Raw genomic sequence first — 18721 nt, forward strand, 5'->3', positions numbered from 1 at the left:
GGGCGCACCGCGTCACCGAGGCCGTGCGCGCGGCCGGCGGCGGCGTCGTGAGCCTCGACGGCCGCATGGTCGACGGGCCCGTGGTGCGGCTGGCCGAGCGCTGGCTGGCGTTGGCCGCATCCCACGGCCCGGGCGATTCATCCGTGACGCACTGATCCACAGACAAACCACAAGGAGACAAAGAAGTGAACGCAACGAAGACCTGGAAACTGAAAGCCCTCATCGCGGCCTCGGCGGGCGCCTGCCTGCTCGCCGCCGCATCGCCCGCCGCCGCGCAGGCCGCGTGGCCCGACAAGCCCATCGTGATGGTCGTGCCGTACTCGGCCGGCGGCCCCACCGACGTGGTGGCGCGCATGCTCGCCGTGCCCATGGGCAAGTCGCTGGGGCAGACCGTGGTGGTCGAGAACACCGTGGGCGCGGGCGGCACCATCGCGCCGACCCGCGTGGCCAAGGCCGCGCCCAACGGCTACACCATCCTCATCCACCACATGGGCATGGCCACCGCACCCGCGCTGTACAAGAAGCTCAACTACGACCCGCTGAAAGACTTCGAGTACGTCGGCCAGGTCATGGACGTGCCGATGACCCTGCTGTCGCGCAAGGACTTCCCGGCCAACAACTTCAAGGAGCTGCTGGCCTACGTGAAGGCCAACAAGGACAAGGTCTCGCTTGCCAACGCGGGCATCGGTGCCGTCTCGCAGCTGTGCGGCATGCTCTTCGCGCACCAGATCGGCGTGCAGCTGACGACCGTGCCCTACAAGGGCGCAGGCCCGGCGCTCAACGACCTCATGGGCGGGCAGGTCGACCTGCTGTGCGACCAGACCACGCAGACCGCGCCCGTCATCAAGGACGGCCAGCGCGTGAAGGTGTTCGGCGTGACCACGCCCAAGCGCCTGTCGAGCATGCCGGACATCCCCACGCTCGACGAGCAGGGCCTCAAGGGCTTCGACGTGAAGGTGTGGCACGGCGTGTACGCGCCCAAGGGCACGCCGCCGGCCGTGATCGAGAAGCTCAACGTGGCCCTGCGCGCCGCGCTGCAGGACGACAACGTGAAGAAGCGCTTCGCCGAACTGAGCACCGAGGCCGTGCCGATGGACAAGGTCACGCCCGAGGCGCTGCGCAGCCACCTCGCGGCGGAGATCGAGAAGTGGGGGAAGGTGATCCGGGCTGCGGGGGTGCAGGCGGATTGAGCGCGACAGCTTGAGAGGCGGTTCGGGTCGGGGGCCGCAATGCCCCGGGCTCAGAGCTTTTTCTTCATGTAGGCGAGGTAGTTGCCGCGCGCGTAGTTGTCGATGCGCGCGAACTCTTCGTAGCCCTGCTTCAGGTAGAAGCCTCGCGCCTGCCACTCGAAGGTTTCGAGTGCGGCATTCCCGGCGCCCAGCGCCTTGCCGCGCGCTTCCGCCTCCGCGAGCAGGCGGCGGCCCAGGCCGGTGCCCCGGGCTTCCTCCTCAACGAACAGCACGTCGATGCGCAGCCATTCGAGGAACACGAAGCCACGCAGCCCGCCCATCAGGCGGCCCTGCGCATCCTTCGCGTTCAGCCACACGGGTCGCGTATCGGGGTACTCGCCGACGAAGCCGTAGTTGAACTCGCGCAACCGGCGGCCCAGGACGCCGGAGCGGACCTCCTCTTCGGAGGCGGTCGAAATCACTGTTTCGGTCATGCGTCGCCGTTCGCCAGCAGCGTCTCTTCGAACAACTTCAGCAACAGCCGCGCGAACACATCCATGTTCCATGGCCGGTCGGTCGCGCCGGTTTCGATCGTGCGGCTGACCACGAGGCCGTCCGCGCCGGTCACGGCGATGCAGACATGCCCCGGCGCGTCGCCGTACGGGCTGCCCGACGGTCCCGCCGCGCCGCTCTCGCAGATGCCCCACTTCGAACGATGGGCGTCGCGGATGCGGCCCGAGATGAAGCGCGCATAGGGCTCGGTCTCGCCGCGCATGTCGCCCATGTCCTCGGGCGTGAGGCCGAGCAGGGCCTTGCCGGCGCGACGCGAGTAGATGACCGCGCCGCCCAGGAAGTAGGCCGAGGCGCCCGGCAACGCGAGCAGGGCGGCCGAGACCAGGCCGCCGGCCGACGATTCGGCCACCGCCACCGTCTGGCGCCGCTCGCGCAGCGTCGCCCCCACGCGGGCGGCGAGCACGGAAAGCGGTTCGAGGTCGGTGAGGTCGGGCGTGGACATGGAGGTCGAAAGAAGTAAGAAAGAAGAAATGACCGACCGTTCGATCGATCAAGGGAACGCGCGAACGAATGAACGAACGGTCAGGCGAGGCCCGCGCGCGACCCCGGCCGCCGCACATACGATGGCGCGCGCTCATGGCTCGAGGTGTGGCCGTACACCGTGTCGGCCGGGTAGTACTCGGCCTGCAGCTGCACCTTGGCCGCGGCTTCCTCGCCCGCCACATGGGCGATGAAGGCCAGCATCAGGTCGGTGCCCGCCGAGACGCCGGCCGAGGTCCAGACATGGCCGTCCTGCACGAAGCGCTGCTCCACCACCTTCACGTCGCCGAGCGCGCGCAGGCGGTCGAGCGATCCCCAGTGCGTGGTCGCGGTGCGGCCCGAGAGCAGGCCGGCCGCATGCAGCACGAAGGCGCCGGTGCACACCGACAGCAGCGCCTTGCAGCCGGGCGCCTGCGCGGCCAGGAACTGCACCATGGCGGGGTTGTCGACCTCGCGCCGCGTGCCCATGCCGCCGGGCACGAGCAGAAAGTCGAGCGGCGGGCAGTCTGCAAACGAGACATGCGGGTTGATCGACAGCCCCTTGGCGCAGACGACCGGGCCGTGCGTTTGCGCCACCACGAGGCAGTTGGCGGGGCCGCCGGCCAGCTTGCTCCACATGGTGAGCATTTCCCAGGGACCGACGAAATCGAGCTCCTCGACCTCGGGGAAGACGACGATTGCGAAATTCATGCGTGCGAACTCCTGGTGGGGTGGCCGGCAGGGGCCCTGTCACGGGCGCGAAGCCGCAAGCATATAGAGTGCCGCCGAGGTGATGTCCGTGACAGCTGGTTGCAAGCTTGGCTCAGTGTTCTCCCTCAGAGTTGTGTGGCCTGAAAATGGCTAGAGTGAAGGCGGCCGTTCAGGCTTTTTGCTAGCTTCAATCAAGGAAATCTCATGAGCAAGAAAGTTGCATATGTCACCGGAGGCATGGGTGGCATCGGAACAGCCATCTGCCAGCGTCTGTACAAGGACGGGTTCACCGTGGTCGCAGGTTGCGGCCCCACGCGGGACTACGCCAAGTGGCTGGCCGAACAGAAAGCCGAAGGCTTCGAGTTCCACGCGTCGGTCGGCAATGTCGGCGACTGGCAATCCACCGTCGAGGCCTTCTCCGCCGCCAAGGCGGCCCACGGGGCGATTGACGTGCTCGTCAACAACGCCGGCATCACGCGGGACCGCATGTTCCTCAAGATGACGCCAGAGGACTGGAGCGCGGTGATCGAAACCAACCTCAACAGCATGTTCAACGTCACCAAGCAGGTGGTGGGCGACATGGTCGAAAAGGGCTGGGGCCGCATCATCAACATCAGCTCGGTCAACGGCGCCAAGGGCCAGGCCGGCCAGACCAACTACTCGGCGGCCAAGGCCGGCATGCACGGCTTCACGATGGCGCTGGCGCAGGAGCTGGCCAACAAGGGCGTCACCGTGAACACGGTGAGCCCGGGCTACATCGGCACCGACATGGTCAAGGCCATCCGCCAGGAAGTGCTCGACAAGATCGTGGCCACGATCCCGGTCAAGCGCCTGGGCGAGCCGAGCGAAATCGCTTCCATCATCGCGTGGCTCGCCACCGACGAAGGCGGCTACAGCACCGGGGCCGACTTCTCGGTCAACGGCGGCCTCCACATGCACTGAGCATGCGCGCCACGCCCTGAAAACAAAAACCCGCTTCGGCGGGTTTTTTCATTTGGGCCGGAACCACTCCCACAGGACACACGACTTCAACCATCGAAAGCAACCCGGCACGAACCCTTTCTTCTGCGTTTTCCTTCATCTTTTCAGGAGGCAGTCATGGCACATACAACAAGCACAGTACCCAGGAAGCTCCCCCTTTACCGTTCCCTGTACGTGCAGGTGATCACCGCGGTGATCGTCGGCGTGCTCCTGGGGTACTTCTACCCCTCGCTCGGTGAGTCGATGAAGCCCTTGGGCGACGGCTTCATCAAGCTCATCAAGATGATCATCGCGCCGATCATCTTCTGCACGGTGGTGGTCGGCATCGCCGGCATGGAAGACATGAAGAAGGTCGGCAAGACCGGCGGGCTGGCGCTCCTGTACTTCGAGATCGTGAGCAGCATCGCGCTGGTGGTCGGCCTCGTGCTGGTCAACCTGCTCAAGCCCGGCGCGGGCATGAACATCGACGCGTCCACGCTCGACACCAAGGCCATCGCGGCCTACACCGGCCCCGGCAAGATGACCGGCACGGTCGACTTCCTGCTCAACGTGATTCCCTCCACCGTGGTCGATGCCTTCGCCAAGGGCGAGATCCTGCAGGTGCTGCTGATCGCGGTGCTGTTCGGCTTTGCGCTGCACCGCTTCGGCGGTCGCGGCACGCTGGTGTTCGACGTGATCGAGAAGGGCTCGCACGTGCTGTTCGTGATCGTCAACTACATCATGAAGCTCGCGCCCATCGGCGCCTTCGGCGCCATGGCCTTCACCATCGGCAAGTACGGGCTGGGCAGCCTGCTGTCGCTGGGCAAGCTCATGGGCACCTTCTACCTGACCTGCCTGCTGTTCATCTTCGTGGTGCTGGGGCTCATTGCGCGCTTTCACGGCTTCAGTATCTGGAAGTTCATCAAGTACATCAAGGAAGAACTGCTGATCGTGCTGGGCACCTCGTCCAGCGAATCGGTGCTGCCGCGCATGATGGAGAAGATGGAGAACCTGGGCGCCCACAAGACCTGCGTGGGGCTGGTGATTCCCACGGGCTACTCGTTCAACCTGGACGGCACCTCGATCTACCTGACGATGGCGGCGGTGTTCATCGCGCAGGCCACCAACACGCCGATGACGCTCACGCAGGAGATCACGCTGCTGGCCGTGCTGCTGCTCACCTCGAAGGGGGCGGCCGGTGTCACGGGCAGCGGCTTCATCGTGCTGGCGGCCACGCTGTCGGCGGTGGGGCATGTGCCGGTGGCGGGGCTGGCGCTCATCCTGGGCATCGACCGCTTCATGTCCGAGGCGCGCGCGCTCACCAACCTGATCGGCAACGGCGTGGCCACCATCGTGGTCGCCAAGTGGACCAACGAACTGGACACCGAGCGGCTGCAGGCCGGGCTCAACAACGAGAGCTGGGTCGAGTCGCAGGAGCCCGAGGAGCTGGTGAACGCGCGCGAATCGAAGATGGCGCAGTAGCGGGAGCAGGACGCCGGCCCGCGCGTTTGGGTGCGGTGTGGCGCGTTTCGGTGCGCTTCAGTGCACGTCAGTGCACCAGGGCCACCGCGAGCAGCGGCTGCGCCCTGGCGTCGAGCTCGCGTTCGTACAGCGGGGCGGCCTTGGCGTAGGCGCCCTGGGCGCGATGGGCCGCGGCCAGGTTCTGCCGGCTGACCAGTACGGCGTGTGCGTCGGGGCGCCGCTGCTTCTCGTGGATCGCCAGGGCGCGTTCGTACAGCGCAATGGCCTGGTCGAAGGCCTCGCGGCGGTAGTGCAGGCCGGCCAGCGCGCTCAGCGTGAACGCCACCCGCGGGCTGTCCGGCCCGGCGGTCTTTTCCTGGATGGCGAGCGCGGCCGTGTACGACTGCGCGGCCCGGGTCAGCTGCCCCTGCCGCTGGTGGACATGGGCCAGCAGCACGAGGCTGAGGGCCGTGTCGGCGGACTCGGGCCCGCCCGTGCGTTGTGCCGTCTGCAGCACCTGCTGCGCCAGCTCGAGCGTGCCGACGTCGTAGCAGTTGGCGTTGATGCGTTGCACGAGTTCCTGGCGCAGCGCGCGCCATTCGGGGTTGCCGTCCTGCGCGTGCAGCGCGCCGAACTGCGAGGCCGCCAGGACGACGCCGGCGGCAAGCCATGCCTTCGCGAATTTCATGGGGCCGAATCTAGTGCCCCGGCCCGGAAAACGAATACCTCGTTCATGGGAGTCCGCGCCCGCGGGGCAGGGCCCCGGGGCGCGGACGGCGCTGGCGCCCCGCCTCAGGCGAGATCGAAGCGGTCCAGGTTCATCACCTTGGTCCAGGCGGCCACGAAGTCGTCGACGAACTTCTGCTGGCTGTCGGACGCGCCGTAGACCTCGGCGATGGCCCGCAGCTGCGCGTTGGAGCCGAACACCAGGTCGACGCGCGTGCCGGTCCACTTGAGGGTGCCGGTCTTGCGGTCGCGGCCTTCGTATTCCTCCTTGGTGTCCGACACCGCCTTCCACTCCGTGCCCATGTCGAGCAGGTTCACGAAGTAGTCGTTGCTCAGCGTGCCGGGCGTCTTCGTGAAGACGCCGTGGCGCGTCTGGCCGACGTTGGTGTCGAGCACGCGCAGGCCGCCGACCAGCACCGTCATCTCGGGCGCCGTGAGCGTGAGCAGCTGCGCCTTGTCGATCAGCAGCGCTTCGCCGGGCACGCTGTAGCGGCCCTTCAGGTAGTTGCGGAAGCCATCGGCCGCGGGCTCCAGTGGTTCGAACGAGGGCACGTCGGTCTGTTCCTGCGAGGCGTCGGCGCGGCCCGGCGAGAAGGGCACCTTCACTTCACGGCCGCCATTGCGCGCGGCCTGTTCCACGCCCGCACCGCCGGCCAGCACGATCAGGTCGGCGAGCGAGATCTTCTTGCCTCCGGTCTGCGCCGCGTTGAACTCGCTCTGGATGCCTTCGAGCACCTTCAGCACCTGGGCCAGCTGCGCGGGCTGGTTGACGGCCCAGTCCTTCTGCGGTGCCAGCCGCACGCGGGCGCCATTGGCACCGCCGCGCATGTCGGAGCCGCGGAAGGTGGAGGCCGAGGCCCACGCCGTCGACACCAGTTGCGCAGGCGTGAGGCCCGAGGCCAGCACCTTCTTCGTCAGCGCCGCGACGTCGCTGGCGTCGACCAGCGGGTGGTCGACGGCCGGGATCGGGTCTTGCCAGATCAGCTCCTCGGCCGGCACCTCGGGCCCGAGGTAGCGGGCGCGCGGGCCCATGTCGCGGTGCGTGAGCTTGAACCAGGCGCGCGCGAAGGCGTCGGCGAGCTGGTCGGGGTTGGCCAGGAAGCGGCGCGAGATCTTTTCGTAGGCCGGGTCCAGGCGCAGCGACAGGTCGGTCGTGAGCATGGTCGGCGCGTGGCGCTTGGAGCCGTCGTGCGCGTCGGGGATGGTGCCGGCACCGGCGCCGCCCTTGGCCACCCATTGGTGCGCGCCGGCGGGGCTCTTGGTCAGCTCCCATTCGTAGCCGAACAGGTTCTCGAAGAAGTTGTTGCTCCACTTCGTGGGCGTGGTGGTCCACGTCACTTCGAGGCCGCTGGTGATGGTGTCGCCACCTTTGCCGGTGCCGAAGCTGTTCTTCCAGCCGAAGCCCTGGTCTTCGAGGCCGGCGGCTTCGGGTTCCTTGCCGACGTTCGAGGCCGGCCCCGCGCCGTGGGTCTTGCCGAAGGTGTGGCCGCCGGCGATGAGCGCCACGGTTTCCTCGTCGTTCATGGCCATGCGGGCGAAGGTGTCGCGGATGTCGTGGGCCGCGGCGATCGGGTCGGGGTTGCCGTCCGGGCCTTCGGGGTTCACGTAGATCAGGCCCATCTGCACGGCGCCCAGCGGGTTCTCGAGGTTGCGCGTGTGCGGCACCTTGCTGTCGTCGTCCTTCACGAGCACGCCGCGGTCTTTCTCGACGCCGGGCGAGCCCTGTGCGTAGCGCACGTCACCGCCCAGCCAGGTCTTCTCGCGGCCCCAGTACACGTCTTGGTCGGGCTCCCACACGTCGGGGCGGCCGCCGCCGAAGCCGAAGGTCTTGAAGCCCATGGTCTCGAGCGCGACGTTGCCGGTGAGGATCAACAGGTCGGCCCAGGAAATCTTCTGGCCGTACTTCTGCTTGATCGGCCACAGCAGGCGGCGCGCCTTGTCCAGGCTCACGTTGTCGGGCCAGCTGTTGAGCGGCGCGAAGCGCTGCTGCCCGCGGCCGGCACCGCCGCGGCCGTCGCCGATGCGGTAGGTGCCAGCGCTGTGCCAGGCCATGCGGATGAAGAGCGGGCCGTAGTGGCCGAAGTCGGCCGGCCACCAGTCCTGCGAGTCGGTCATCAGCGCGGCGAGGTCTTTCTTCACCGCGGCGAGGTCGAGGCTCTGGAAGGCCTTGGCGTAGTCGAAACCGGCGCCCAGGGGATCGGATTTGGAGGAGTGCTGGTGCAGCAGGTCCAGGCGCAGCTGCTCGGGCCACCAGTCGCGGTTCGTGGTGCCGGCGCCGGTGGCCTGGCTGAACGGGCACTTCGCTTCGGTTTTCTCGTTGCTCATGGGGAGGCTCCTGTTGTTGGGGGGACGGGGGGACCGCTCAAATTCTGGATGAGAAAGGTGTCGATGCGAATAGAAGTGCTTTATGCCTACGATAGTTCGCGTCGCTTCCGTAGGGGTGTAGACGCAGGCCCGTAGAAGCCTGCGGGCTTCAAAGGTTGAGGGCCGTTCCTGCAAAATGGACCGATGCCCCACAGCGTCTCCCTCATCAATACGATTGCCGCCGGCCTGGGGTTGGCGCTGGTGTTCGGCTTTCTCGCGGCGCGGCTGCGATTGCCGGCGCTGGTGGGGTACCTCCTGGCGGGCGTGATCATCGGCCCGTTCACGCCCGGCTTCGTGGCCGACGCGGGCATTGCCGCGCAGCTGGCCGAGATCGGCGTGATGCTGCTGATGTTCGGCGTGGGCCTGCATTTTTCGCTGGCCGACCTGCTCGCGGTGCGCAAGATCGCGCTGCCCGGCGCCATCGCGCAGATCGCGGTCGCCACGCTGCTCGGCGGCGGCCTCGCCATGTGGTGGGGCTGGAGCTGGGGCACGGCGCTGGTGTTCGGGCTGGCGCTGTCGGTGGCGAGCACGGTGGTGCTGCTGCGCGCGCTCGAGAGCCTGGGCATCCTCGATTCCTTCACCGGCCGCATCGCGGTGGGCTGGCTGGTGGTCGAAGACCTGGCGATGGTGCTGGTGCTCGTGCTGCTGCCGCCGCTGGCGGGCGCGCTGGGCAGCACCAAGGTCGACACCAGCGGCGACCCTGTCTGGCAGACGCTGGGCCTCACGCTGCTGCAGGTCGGCGGCTTCGTGGTGCTGATGCTGGTGGTGGGGCGGCGCGTGTTCCCGTGGATTCTCTGGCAGGTCACGCGCACCGGTTCGCGCGAGCTGTTCACGCTGTGCGTGGTGGCGGCGGCCGTGAGCATCGCGTTTGCCTCGGCGGCGCTGTTCGGCGTGTCGTTCGCGCTGGGTGCCTTCTTCGCCGGCATGGTGATGCGCGAATCGCAGTTCAGCCACCGCGCGGCGCAGGAGTCGCTGCCGCTGCGCGATGCCTTTGCCGTGCTGTTCTTCGTGTCGGTCGGCATGCTGTTCGACCCCTCCGTGTTGGTGGAGCGACCGCTGCAGGTGCTGGCCGTGGTGCTGGTGATCGTGCTGGGCAAGTCGCTCGCGGCCTGTGCGCTGGTGCTGGTGTTCCGCTACCCGCTGGCCACCGCGCTCACGGTGAGCGCGAGCCTGGCGCAGATCGGCGAGTTCTCGTTCATCCTGGCCGGGCTGGGCGTGTCGCTCGGCCTGCTGCCGGTGGAAGGACAGAGCCTGGTGCTGGCGGGCGCGCTGATCTCCATCGCCACCAATCCGCTGTGGTTCAGCCTCATCGCGCCGCTGCAGAAATGGCTGCACGCGCATTCGAAGTTCGCACGCGAGTTGGACGCACGCAGCGACCCGCTGGCCGAGCTGCCCATGACCACCGAGGCCAAGTACCTGTCGCGGCAGGTGGTGCTGGTCGGCTACGGCCGGGTGGGCCGGCGCATCGCCGCCGAGCTCGAGACGAACGACATCCCCTACGTGGTGGCCGAGCAGAACCGCGAGCTGGTCGAGAAGCTGCGCGAGGCCGGCATTCCGGCCGTGTGGGGCGACGCGGCCGACCCGGCGGTGCTGATCCAGGCGCACGTGGCGCGCGCCCGCGTGCTCGTGGTGGCCACGCCCGACGCCATGAACGTGCGCCAGATGATCGAAACCGCGCGCACGCTGAATCCCACCATCCAGACCGTGGTGCGCAGCCACAACGAGCAGGAAGCGCGCCTGTTGGCCGCCGAAACCGACGCGAAGGTGTTCCTGGGCGAACAGGAACTCGCCCAGGCCATGGCCCGCGATGTGGTGCAGCGCGCCGCCGCGATGGCGGTGCCGGCCTGAGGCCGGCTGCCTGCGCTCGTCGCGGGTCGCGCCGGTCGGGAGTCATCTCCCCGACCACGGCATGCATCCGCGCTTTTCACTGATCTCTTTTTTCCTCATCTCATGTCACTGAAAGCCCGATGGCATTCGTTGCTCGGCGCGGTGCGCGAGTCCCTGGTCTGCCTCGTGCTGGCCTTTCGCTCCAGCCTGCGTCCGGGCATCGTGCTGCGTTCCGCGGGCCTGTGCCTGCTGGTCTTCGCCGTGTGGAGCTGGGTGTTCTACCGTCACTTCCAGCCGATCGGCACGGCGGCCGGCGTGGTGTCGGTCTTCGTCGTGATGGGCGGGGCGGTGCTCGGCCTGCTGCCCGGCACGGGAGGCAGTGGGGGGAGCATCGCGGGCATGGCGGGCATCGCCCCTGCGCTGGCGATGATGCTGCTCTATGCGGCGCTGCTCACGGTCGCGGTGCTGGTGGTGATGTACGTCGGCGTCATCGTCGCCACCATCCGGCTGGCGTTGCGCTGGGTGGTGTTGGGCCCGGTGCGCGAGCGCGTGCAGGCGCGCTACCCGGCGCTGCTGCAGTCACGGCCCGAGTCCTCGGGCGTGTGGGTCGGCGTGCGCGGATGGCTGGGGCCCTGGCTGGGCGCGAGCCTGGGGATGCTGCTGTGCCTGCTGGTGCCGGTGATCAACGGCGTGCTGCTGTTCCTGCTGCTCGCCTACCTCAACGTGCGCTTCCTGCTGGCGCCCGCGCTCGCCGGCATTGCGAACGGCGAGGAGCGCATGCAGGTCGTGCGTCGCCAGCGCGGTGCGATGGTGGCGTTCGGCGTTCTGATCCTGCTGCTGGCGCTCGTGCCGGTGGTGAATCTGCTGCTGCCCGCCTTGCTGGGCGCAGGCACCTGCCACCTCGGCTGCCGAGGTATGGAGGCACAGCGCCGGGCTGACACCGACGCCTTGACCGACACTTCGGCCAGCGCTCAAAGGTCCTCGATCACCAGCGTGCGATAACGCTCGGCGATCGAGTAGGGCACGGTACGCACCAGTTCCATCACGCGCTCGGTGATGGCGCCGTCCTTGGTGCGGATCAGCAGGCCCGTGTGGCCTTCGTGGGCCAGCTGGATGAAGGCGCGCACCGTGTCGCCGTCGGTGCCGGCGGAGGGCAGGGGACTGTGCGAGGCATGCACGGTCGGCGCGATTTCCGCCAGGACGGTTTCGGCCGGTATCAGGTAGACCTCGTCGCCGCTCACGATGCCTTTCGCGATCAGCCCGTGGCCGATGCGGCTGGCGTCTTCGACGCTCGGAAACATCACCAGGGAGTAACCGGTCGGGTAGAACGCACCACCGAAGGCGGCGCGCATGTTGGGTTCAAGCGTGAAATGTTTCATGCTGACTCCTTGTTCTGATGCAACTCCCCACCCCTAACATTAGGCCGCGCGGCGTCCATGCACTGTAGGAGAAGCCCTAGTACTGACAACCGCGCCAGCCCCTTGCCCGTTCAAAGGCGGGTTCATTCCCTGTTTCATTTCTCTGACCGTCATGCCTTCGCCGAGAGACATCGCACTCACCGTCCACGAACTGGAGGAAGGGGAGTTCTACTGGGTGCTGATGGAGGCCGTGGACGGCTCGCCCGGCGACTCCACCCATGTGTACGTGCCGCTCGAAGCCGCCCACGAGCCCTACGCCACGTATTCGAATGCGCTGGTTGCCGGCGTGGCGGTGCTGCGGCGGCTGTTCGGGCCCGACGGCAAGCCCGTCTGACGGGGCCCGCAAGGGCGCCGCCGCAGGGCGCTCCCTATAATCCCGGCGGTTGGAAACATTGGTTCACACCGGTGTCGTCCAACACCCCACGGTTCGAAGGTGCCCTGCACGACCAGTCACAGGACTGGCGGCGGGGTTAAACGGGAAGCAGGTGCGAGGCGTCGTTTTTTCGAAGGACCCTTCCATTCCTGCGCTGCCCCCGCAACGGTCAGCGGACATCGACACCCTCAGGCCCCGGCGATTCTTCGCCCGGGCAGCCACTGCGCTTCGGCGTGGGAAGGCGAGGGCTTCGGCGCCGAGGTGCATGCATTGCACCCCGACGCACTCCGCGAGCCCGGATACCGGCCTTCGCAACCGCCTTCGGATGCTGCGGGAGTGCGTGTCCGGGCCTGCCGCTTTTCCCTCGCGCGAAACGGCACCGCCCCTCGTCTCTTCTCCCTCGGCGTCCGCGATCGGTCAGGAGCCTGCGGGGACGCGGGCTGGAGGAGAAGTCGGATGAATCGCATTGCATCGCCACCGCGCGATCGCTCGGGCCCGCCCCTGCAACGGGCGCGCCTTTCGGGTCTTTCAGGTCTTTCACTGGGGCTCGGCCTCGCTTGCGGGCCCGTTCTCGCCCAGTCGGGCGACACGGCCGGTCGCCCCAGCCTCGCCCCCGTGCAGATCGAAGCCAGCCGCCACACGCCGCTGGCCCTGGACGAGCCCACGCAGACCGGCAGCCGCCTGGGCCTCACGCCGCTCGAAACGCCGGCCAGCATCGAGGTGCTCACTGGCGACGCGATTCGCGCGCGCGGCGACGTGTCGGTGGTCGAGGCCGCGAGCCGCGCCACCGGCATCACGGGCTCGCCCGCGCCGGGCAACGGTGGTTCGTCGCTGTCGGCGCGTGGCTTCAACGGTCACGGCTCGGTGATGCAGCTGTACGACGGCACGCGCCTGTACGTGGGCGCGGGCACCGTCACCTTCCCGTTCGACACCTGGTCGACCGACCGCATCGAGGTGCTGCGCGGCGCCGCTTCGGTGATGTTCGGCGAAGGCGCCATCGGCGGCGCGATCAACGTGGTGCCCAAGAAGCCCACGCGCGGCCCGATTCGCAACGAAGCGCTTGTGACCGTGGGCTCCGACGCCACGCGCCAGGTCGCCTTCGGCAGCGGCGGGGCGATCAACGACATGCTCTCGTACCGCTTCGACATCAGCCACCGCAAGACCGACGGCTTCATGCGGCGCGGCGAGGCCGAGAGCCTGGCGGTGGGCGGCGCGGTGCGGCTCGATGTGTCGCCACGGCTGCAGTTCACGCTCTCGCACGACGAGGGCCGCCAGACGCCGCAGCGCTACTTCGGCGTGCCGCTCATCAATGGCCGCGTGAGCAGCCTGAACCGCGAACAGAACTACAACCTGGACGACGCCGAGGTCAAGTACCGCGACCGCTGGACTCGCCTCGATGCGCAATGGACGCCCAACGACGCCGTCACCGTGCGCAACCAGCTCTATCGCCTGGACAGCAAGCGCCACTGGCGCGACAGCGAGACCTACACCTACAACGCCACCACGAACCGCGTGACGCGCGGCGACTACCTGGAGATCGGCCACGACCAGGAGCAGATCGGCAACCGCACCGACGCCACCTTCAAGCACGCGCTGTTCGGCCTGAAGAACCAGGTGCTGGTGGGCTTCGATGTGAACCGCATCGACTTCCTGAACTCGAGCGACACGCCCTACGGCGGGCGCTCGGTGGTCGATGCCTTCGTCTTCAACCCCGGCTACTACGTCTCGCCCACGCCCTACCTGCCGCGCTACAAGACCAAGACCAGCACCTACGCCTTCTTCGCCGAAGACAAGCTGGCCTTCAACGAACACTGGTCGGTGGTCGGCAGCCTGCGCTGGGACCACGCGAAGATCGTGCGCACCGACCCGCAGAACCGCGCCCCGCGCCTGGACAAGACCTTCGAGTACGCCACCGGTCGCCTCGGCGTGGTCTACGCGCCCGACGCCGCGCAGTCGTTCTATGCGCAGGTGGCGCGCGCGGCCGATCCGCTCACCGGGCTCATCAGCACCTCGGCCACGCAGGTGCCGTTCGAGCTCAGCGTCGGCAAGCAGGTCGAGGTGGGCTACAAGCGCCAGCTGGCCGAGGGCCGCGGCGCCTGGAGCGTGGCCGCCTACCGCATCGAGAAGACCAAGCTGCTGTCGCGCGACGCGAACGACCCGACCGTCGTGCAGCAGATCGGCAAGCAGTCGTCCGAAGGCATCGAGGCCACGCTCGACCTCGCGCTGACCTCCACGCTGCGCCTCGAAGCCAACGCCGCGCGGCTGCGTGCGCGCTACGACGACTTCAACGAGGCGGTCGGCAAGTCGCTGGTCTCGCGCGCGGGCAACACGCCCGCCGGCGTGCCCGAGGTGGCGGCCAACCTGTGGCTGCACTGGCGCTTCCTGCCGCAGTGGGAGGCCGAGTTCGGCGTGCGCCACGTCGGCGCGCGGCAGGTCGATGCGGCCAACACGCGCCGCATCGGCTCCTACACCGTGGCCGACGCGGGCGTGAGCTGGCAGGCGAACCCGTCGCTCAAGCTGGCGCTGCGCGCCTACAACCTGGCCGACCGCAGGTACCCGGTCTCGTTTTCGAACGGCGGCAACCAGTGGCTGCTGGGCCGTCCGCGCTCGTTCGAGCTGTCGGCGTTCGTGACCTTCTGAACACGCACGGCCCCATGAGCACCCCATGGCAACGCGCATGGCCTCCGCTGCGGCGGGTGCTGTACTGGACGCACCGATGGCTGGGCATCGGCGGCTGCCTGCTGTTCGTCATGTGGTTCGTCTCGGGCGTGGTCATGATGTACGTGGGGTACCCGAATCTCACGGACGAAGAGCGGCTGGCGGGGCTCGCCCCGGTGCGCTTCGACCAGGCGGTGGTCGCGCCGGCTGCCGCGCTCGATGCCTTGCCGCCAGCGGTGCGTGCGCAGCCGCCCCGGCGCATGGCGCTGGAGATGCAGGCCGGCGCCGACGCGCAGCCCGTGTGGCGCATCGTCGATGCGCGCGGCAGTCGGCATACCGTGTCCGCGCGCGACGGCCATGTGCTCGGCCCGGTCGATGCGGCGCAGGCCGAGGTCATCGCCCGAGATTTCTCCGCACAGCCCGGCGCGCGCTGGGCCGAGACGCTGGAGCGCGACCAGTGGACCGTGCCGCAGGGCCTGAACCCGCTGCGCCCGCTGCACCGCATCGAAGTCGACGACGCGGCGGGCACCGAGCTGTACGTGTCCTCGCGCACGGGCGAGGTGGTGCGCGACACCACGCGCGCCGAGCGCTTCTGGAACTGGCTGGGCGCCGTGCCGCACTGGATCTACTTCACGCCGCTGCGCGCCGACCCGCCGCTGTGGCACGACGTGGTCGTGTGGCTGTCGGCCGCCTGCATCGTCTCGGCCGTGACGGGCATCGTCATCGGCATCCTGCGCATCCGGCTGCGGCGGCGCTTTCGCAGCGGCGCGGTCACGCCGTACACCGGCTGGATGGCCTGGCACCACATCGCCGGGCTGATCGGCGGCTTTTTCGTGCTGACCTGGATCGTGAGCGGCTGGCTGTCGATGAACCCCAATGGCTGGTTCCAGCGCGCGCCGGCCGATGCGGCCGCGATGGCGCGCTACACGGGCACCGGCGCGTCGCCGTTCCCCTGGCCGCCGGCCATGGTGCCGGCAGGCGAGGGCGCCGGCGCATCGCGCGAGGCGCTGCTGATGGGGTTCGACGGCAAGCCGCTGCTGCAACTGCGCGACGCGCAGGCCCGCGTGCAGGTGGTCGATGCCGCCACCGGTGCGCCGGCCGTCATCGCCCGCGAGGACATCGTGCGCGCCGCCGCTCGCCTGCGCCCCGGCGCCGCGATCACGCAGGCTGCCTTGCAGACGCACGAAGACTTCCACTGGTACGGCCACCACCGCACGCGCGTGCTGCCCGTGTGGCGGCTCGAGTTCGACGACGCCGCGCGCAGCTGGCTCTACATCGACCCGACGAGCGGGCAGGTGGCCGGCAGCAACGACCGCAACGCGCGGCTGCGCCGCTGGCTCTTCAACGCCGCGCACAGCCTCGACTTCCCCTGGCTCATCCAGTACCGGCCCGCCTGGGACTTCGTTGTGTGGTTCCTGTCGATCATCGGCGTCGTCGCTTCGGCGAGCGGCGTGGTGATCGGCTGGCGGCGGCTGCGGCGCAAGCCACAGCCATCGCCTGTTCAGCGGGGGCTGCAAGGCTCCCGGGTTTCATGACGGGGACTTGCGCAAGCCAGTCCATCCCCCAACAATCAACTTTCGCACTTCGGTGCATTTCAGGAGGTGCGCGATGCACATCGAACCCGGACTCGTCGACGGATCCAAGATCTTCCTCAGCTACGCCACAGGGGCGGCTGCACTGGCTTACACAGGCAAGGTCGCCTTCGACACCTTGCGCAAGGACGGCCCCATCGGCCTGCTGCTGCGCTCGGTCTTCACCGTGATGCTGGTGTTCTGCTTCTTCGAGGTGTTCCCGCACCATCCCGTGGGCGTGTCCGAGGTGCACCTGATCCTGGGCACCACGCTGATGCTGCTCTTCGGGCTCGCGCCCGCGGCCATCGGCCTGGCCGGCGGCTTGCTCATCCAGAGCCTGTTCTTCGCACCGCCTGACCTGCCGCAGTACGGCATGAACGTCACGACCTTGCTGGTGCCGCTGTTCGCCACCGCCGCGCTGGCGCGCCGCATCATTCCCGCGAACATGGCCTATGTGGACATCAGCTACCAGCAGGCCTTCAAGCTATCGGTGGCCTACCAGGGCGGCATCGTGGTGTGGGTCGGCTTCTGGGCGCTCTACGGTCGCGGCACCGGCCTGGAGAACCTGGGCCAGATCGCCAGCTTCGGCGCGGCCTACATGACGGTCGTGCTGGTCGAGCCGCTGGTCGACCTGGGCGTGCTGGCCGCGGCCAAGGCCTGGCGTCGCCTGCAGGGCACGGCCCTGGTCGAGCGCCGCCTGTACAGCGCCGTCTGATTCGCGCCGGCAGCCCCTCGTTGAAGAGGGCGTGCCGTTCGCCGGCGCGTGCGCCACGCACGCGCCGCGCGCCCGATTCCCCGTGCGCCTTGCGCGCCTGAAAGCATCCATTCCATGACACAAAGCAACGCCAAGATCCCCGTCACCGTCGTCACGGGCTTCCTCGGCAGCGGCAAGACCACGCTGCTGCGCCACATCCTCGGCAATGCCGAGGGCCGCCGCATCGCGGTGGTGGTCAACGAGTTCGGCGAACTCGGCATCGACGGCGACATCCTGCGCGGTTGCGGCATCGGCTGCGACGACGAAGGCAACGAGCGCGAAGGCGCGCTGTACGAACTGGCCAACGGCTGCGTCTGCTGCACCGTGCAGGAAGAGTTCCTGCCCGTGATGCTGCAGCTGGCCGAGCGCCGCGACCAGATCGACGCCGTGCTCATCGAGACCTCGGGCCTGGCGTTGCCCAAGCCGCTGGTGCAGGCCTTCCAGTGGCCCGACATCGCGAACATCTTCACCGTCGATTCGGTGGTGACCGTGGTCGATGGCCCCGCCGCCGCGTCGGGCCAGTTCGCCGCGAACCCCGCGCAGGTCGACGTGCAGCGCCGCGCCGACCCCAACCTCGACCACGAATCGCCGCTGCACGAGCTGTTCGAAGACCAGCTCTCGGCCGCCGACCTCGTGGTGCTCAACAAGACCGACCTCATGGACGCCGCCGCGCGCGCGCAGGTCGAGGCGTTGGTGCGCGAAGAGCTGCCGCCCGAGGTGAAGATCGTCGGCGCCACTGAAGGCAAGCTGCCGCTCGCGCTGCTGCTGGGCCAGGGCCGCGCCGCCGAAAACACCATCCACCTGCGCGAGAGCCACCACGACCACGAGGAAGACCACGACCACGACGAGTTCGACTCGCTTGTGATCGAGCTGCCGCCCGTGGACCGCGATGGCCTCATCGCCGTGCTGACCGCACTGGTCGAACAGCACACCATCTACCGCGTGAAGGGCTTCGTCGCCGTGCCGCACAAGCCGATGCGCCTGCTCGTGCAGGGCGTGGGCCGCCGCTTCGACCACCACTTCGACCGCCGCTGGCGCGACGGCGAGGCGCAGCGCACGCGGCTCGTGTTCATCGGCGAAGACCTGGACGAAGGCGCATTGCGCAAGGCACTGGAAGGCGTGGCGGCCGTTCCCGCCTGACCGCATGCACCTGCTGAGCACCCAGCCCGGCCGCTTCGTCGAGGACGACCCGAGCGTCGTCACCCGGCTCGACCAGACGCCGGGCGACATCGTGGTGCTCAGCTCGGCCGACACCACGCTCGCGCTGCTCGCCGCCGCGCGCACGGCGCTGGCGGCCACCGACCCCGGCTACCCGTCGCTGCGGCTGGCCAATCTCATGCACCTGCGCCAGCCCGCGTCGCTCGACCTGTACGTCGACGAGGTGCTGCGGCATGCGCGCGTGGTGGTGGTCGATCACCTGGGGGCCGAGTCGGCCTGGGCCTACGGTCTGCAGCAGCTCGAAAAGCTCGCCAAGCGCCAGGGCCAGCAGCTCGCGATGTTCTCGGGCGACCTGCAGGAAGACGAAGACCTGCTCGCGCGCGGCACCGCGGCGCGCGGCGTGAGCCGTCAGCTGTGGCAGTACCTGCGCTCGGGCGGCGCGGGCAACGCGGCGCAGTTCCTGCGCGCGGTGGCCTTCCATGGCCTGGGCCACGGCGAGGCGCCCTTGCCGCCGCGCAGCCTGCCGCAGGTGGCGCTGC

16 protein-coding genes, 1 pseudogene and 1 riboswitch are annotated in these 18721 nt (G+C 68.6%); of the genes and pseudogenes, 11 read left to right on the forward strand and 6 right to left on the reverse strand.

Features of this window, described 5'->3' with window-relative positions; all coding sequences use genetic code 11:
• The first annotated feature begins 185 nt into the window (after positions 1–185).
• The gene (locus tag VBO01S_RS26095; protein WP_062480864.1) at positions 186–1190 is read left to right on the forward strand and encodes a tripartite tricarboxylate transporter substrate binding protein BugD; all 1005 of its coding nucleotides are present in this window, start codon (positions 186–188) and stop codon (positions 1188–1190) included.
• 50 nt (positions 1191–1240) lie between these two features.
• On the opposite strand, the gene VBO01S_RS26100 is transcribed toward VBO01S_RS26095, so the two are convergent.
• The 3 genes from VBO01S_RS26100 to VBO01S_RS26110 all read right to left on the reverse strand — a co-directional run bounded on the left by VBO01S_RS26100 (position 1241) and on the right by VBO01S_RS26110 (position 2912).
• Complete coding sequence (locus VBO01S_RS26100) at positions 1241–1663, reverse strand: GNAT family N-acetyltransferase (RefSeq protein ID WP_062480866.1); 423 nt, start codon at positions 1661–1663, stop codon at positions 1241–1243.
• A complete protein-coding gene (locus tag VBO01S_RS26105) occupies positions 1660–2184 on the reverse strand; it encodes a CinA family protein (RefSeq protein WP_062480868.1) in 525 nt (174 codons plus the stop codon). The genes VBO01S_RS26100 and VBO01S_RS26105 overlap by 4 nt, the downstream gene beginning before the upstream one ends.
• An 80-nt stretch (positions 2185–2264) precedes the next feature.
• Positions 2265–2912 (reverse strand): DJ-1/PfpI family protein, encoded by a 648-nt coding sequence (locus VBO01S_RS26110; RefSeq protein ID WP_062480870.1) that lies wholly within the window; start codon positions 2910–2912, stop codon positions 2265–2267.
• Between the two features lie 204 nt (positions 2913–3116).
• Here VBO01S_RS26110 and phbB point away from each other — a divergent pair, with 204 nt between their 5' ends.
• Together phbB and VBO01S_RS26120 are read left to right on the forward strand one after the other, a co-directional pair.
• The gene (gene phbB, locus VBO01S_RS26115) at positions 3117–3854 is read left to right on the forward strand and encodes an acetoacetyl-CoA reductase (protein WP_062480872.1); all 738 of its coding nucleotides are present in this window, start codon (positions 3117–3119) and stop codon (positions 3852–3854) included.
• Positions 3855–4010: 156 nt separating this feature from the next.
• Positions 4011–5354, forward strand: a complete 1344-nt coding sequence (locus VBO01S_RS26120) for a dicarboxylate/amino acid:cation symporter (protein ID WP_062480874.1) — start codon at positions 4011–4013, stop codon at positions 5352–5354.
• Positions 5355–5421: 67 nt separating this feature from the next.
• Here the strand turns inward: VBO01S_RS26120 and VBO01S_RS26125 are convergent, their stop codons facing one another.
• Positions 5422–6021: a tetratricopeptide repeat protein gene (locus tag VBO01S_RS26125; RefSeq protein WP_062480876.1), complete on the reverse strand. Its 600-nt coding sequence runs from the start codon at positions 6019–6021 to the stop codon at positions 5422–5424.
• Between the two features lie 104 nt (positions 6022–6125).
• On the reverse strand, positions 6126–8384 hold the full coding sequence (gene katG / locus VBO01S_RS26130; protein ID WP_062480878.1) for a catalase/peroxidase HPI: 2259 nt from the start codon (positions 8382–8384) through the stop codon (positions 6126–6128).
• 183 nt (positions 8385–8567) lie between these two features.
• On the opposite strand from katG, the gene VBO01S_RS26135 reads away from it, so the two are divergent.
• Together VBO01S_RS26135 and VBO01S_RS26140 are read left to right on the forward strand one after the other, a co-directional pair.
• Positions 8568–10271: a cation:proton antiporter domain-containing protein gene (locus VBO01S_RS26135; RefSeq protein ID WP_062480880.1), complete on the forward strand. Its 1704-nt coding sequence runs from the start codon at positions 8568–8570 to the stop codon at positions 10269–10271.
• A 102-nt stretch (positions 10272–10373) separates the two neighbouring features.
• Positions 10374–11252, forward strand: a complete 879-nt coding sequence (locus tag VBO01S_RS26140) for an EI24 domain-containing protein (RefSeq protein WP_157627462.1) — start codon at positions 10374–10376, stop codon at positions 11250–11252.
• On the opposite strand, the gene VBO01S_RS26145 is transcribed toward VBO01S_RS26140, so the two are convergent.
• A complete protein-coding gene (locus VBO01S_RS26145) occupies positions 11222–11629 on the reverse strand; it encodes a hypothetical protein (RefSeq protein WP_062480884.1) in 408 nt (135 codons plus the stop codon). The genes VBO01S_RS26140 and VBO01S_RS26145 overlap by 31 nt on opposite strands.
• A 151-nt stretch (positions 11630–11780) precedes the next feature.
• Between VBO01S_RS26145 and VBO01S_RS26150 the strand changes: the two genes are divergently transcribed.
• The 6 genes and pseudogenes from VBO01S_RS26150 to VBO01S_RS26175 form a co-directional block, all read left to right on the forward strand.
• Positions 11781–12002, forward strand: a complete 222-nt coding sequence (locus VBO01S_RS26150) for a hypothetical protein (protein ID WP_062480886.1) — start codon at positions 11781–11783, stop codon at positions 12000–12002.
• A gap of 81 nt (positions 12003–12083) precedes the next feature.
• Positions 12084–12366: riboswitch (cobalamin riboswitch) on the forward strand.
• Positions 12367–12656: 290 nt separating this feature from the next.
• A complete protein-coding gene (locus VBO01S_RS26155; RefSeq protein ID WP_255221203.1) occupies positions 12657–14681 on the forward strand; it encodes a TonB-dependent receptor in 2025 nt (674 codons plus the stop codon).
• A 14-nt stretch (positions 14682–14695) separates the two neighbouring features.
• On the forward strand, positions 14696–16234 hold the full coding sequence (locus tag VBO01S_RS26160) for a PepSY domain-containing protein (protein WP_062480890.1): 1539 nt from the start codon (positions 14696–14698) through the stop codon (positions 16232–16234).
• A gap of 73 nt (positions 16235–16307) precedes the next feature.
• Entirely contained in the window at positions 16308–16985 is a 678-nt protein-coding gene (locus VBO01S_RS26165) for an energy-coupling factor ABC transporter permease (RefSeq protein WP_062480892.1), read from the forward strand.
• Positions 16986–17099: 114 nt separating this feature from the next.
• A complete protein-coding gene (gene cobW, locus VBO01S_RS26170; RefSeq protein ID WP_062480894.1) occupies positions 17100–18164 on the forward strand; it encodes a cobalamin biosynthesis protein CobW in 1065 nt (354 codons plus the stop codon).
• A gap of 4 nt (positions 18165–18168) precedes the next feature.
• Positions 18169–18721 (forward strand): annotated as a pseudogene (locus VBO01S_RS26175) (cobaltochelatase subunit CobN); the annotation flags it as partial.

The organism is Variovorax boronicumulans NBRC 103145, assembly GCF_001591345.1.
GTDB lineage: Bacteria > Pseudomonadota > Gammaproteobacteria > Burkholderiales > Burkholderiaceae_C > Variovorax > Variovorax boronicumulans.

What these genes read in the sequence shown, in the direction of transcription:
- VBO01S_RS26110 (WP_062480870.1), bottom strand. Translation starts at nt 2,912, where the DNA reads ATGAATTTCGCAATCGTCGTCTTCCCCGAGGTCGAGGAGCTCGATTTC.
- katG (WP_062480878.1), bottom strand. Translation starts at nt 8,384, where the DNA reads ATGAGCAACGAGAAAACCGAAGCGAAGTGCCCGTTCAGCCAGGCCACC.
- VBO01S_RS26160 (WP_062480890.1), top strand. Translation starts at nt 14,696, where the DNA reads ATGAGCACCCCATGGCAACGCGCATGGCCTCCGCTGCGGCGGGTGCTG.
- VBO01S_RS26125 (WP_062480876.1), bottom strand. Translation starts at nt 6,021, where the DNA reads ATGAAATTCGCGAAGGCATGGCTTGCCGCCGGCGTCGTCCTGGCGGCC.
- VBO01S_RS26145 (WP_062480884.1), bottom strand. Translation starts at nt 11,629, where the DNA reads ATGAAACATTTCACGCTTGAACCCAACATGCGCGCCGCCTTCGGTGGT.
- VBO01S_RS26165 (WP_062480892.1), top strand. Translation starts at nt 16,308, where the DNA reads ATGCACATCGAACCCGGACTCGTCGACGGATCCAAGATCTTCCTCAGC.
- VBO01S_RS26100 (WP_062480866.1), bottom strand. Translation starts at nt 1,663, where the DNA reads ATGACCGAAACAGTGATTTCGACCGCCTCCGAAGAGGAGGTCCGCTCC.
- cobW (WP_062480894.1), top strand. Translation starts at nt 17,100, where the DNA reads ATGACACAAAGCAACGCCAAGATCCCCGTCACCGTCGTCACGGGCTTC.
- VBO01S_RS26150 (WP_062480886.1), top strand. Translation starts at nt 11,781, where the DNA reads ATGCCTTCGCCGAGAGACATCGCACTCACCGTCCACGAACTGGAGGAA.
- VBO01S_RS26105 (WP_062480868.1), bottom strand. Translation starts at nt 2,184, where the DNA reads ATGTCCACGCCCGACCTCACCGACCTCGAACCGCTTTCCGTGCTCGCC.
- phbB (WP_062480872.1), top strand. Translation starts at nt 3,117, where the DNA reads ATGAGCAAGAAAGTTGCATATGTCACCGGAGGCATGGGTGGCATCGGA.
- VBO01S_RS26140 (WP_157627462.1), top strand. Translation starts at nt 10,374, where the DNA reads ATGTCACTGAAAGCCCGATGGCATTCGTTGCTCGGCGCGGTGCGCGAG.
- VBO01S_RS26120 (WP_062480874.1), top strand. Translation starts at nt 4,011, where the DNA reads ATGGCACATACAACAAGCACAGTACCCAGGAAGCTCCCCCTTTACCGT.
- VBO01S_RS26135 (WP_062480880.1), top strand. Translation starts at nt 8,568, where the DNA reads ATGCCCCACAGCGTCTCCCTCATCAATACGATTGCCGCCGGCCTGGGG.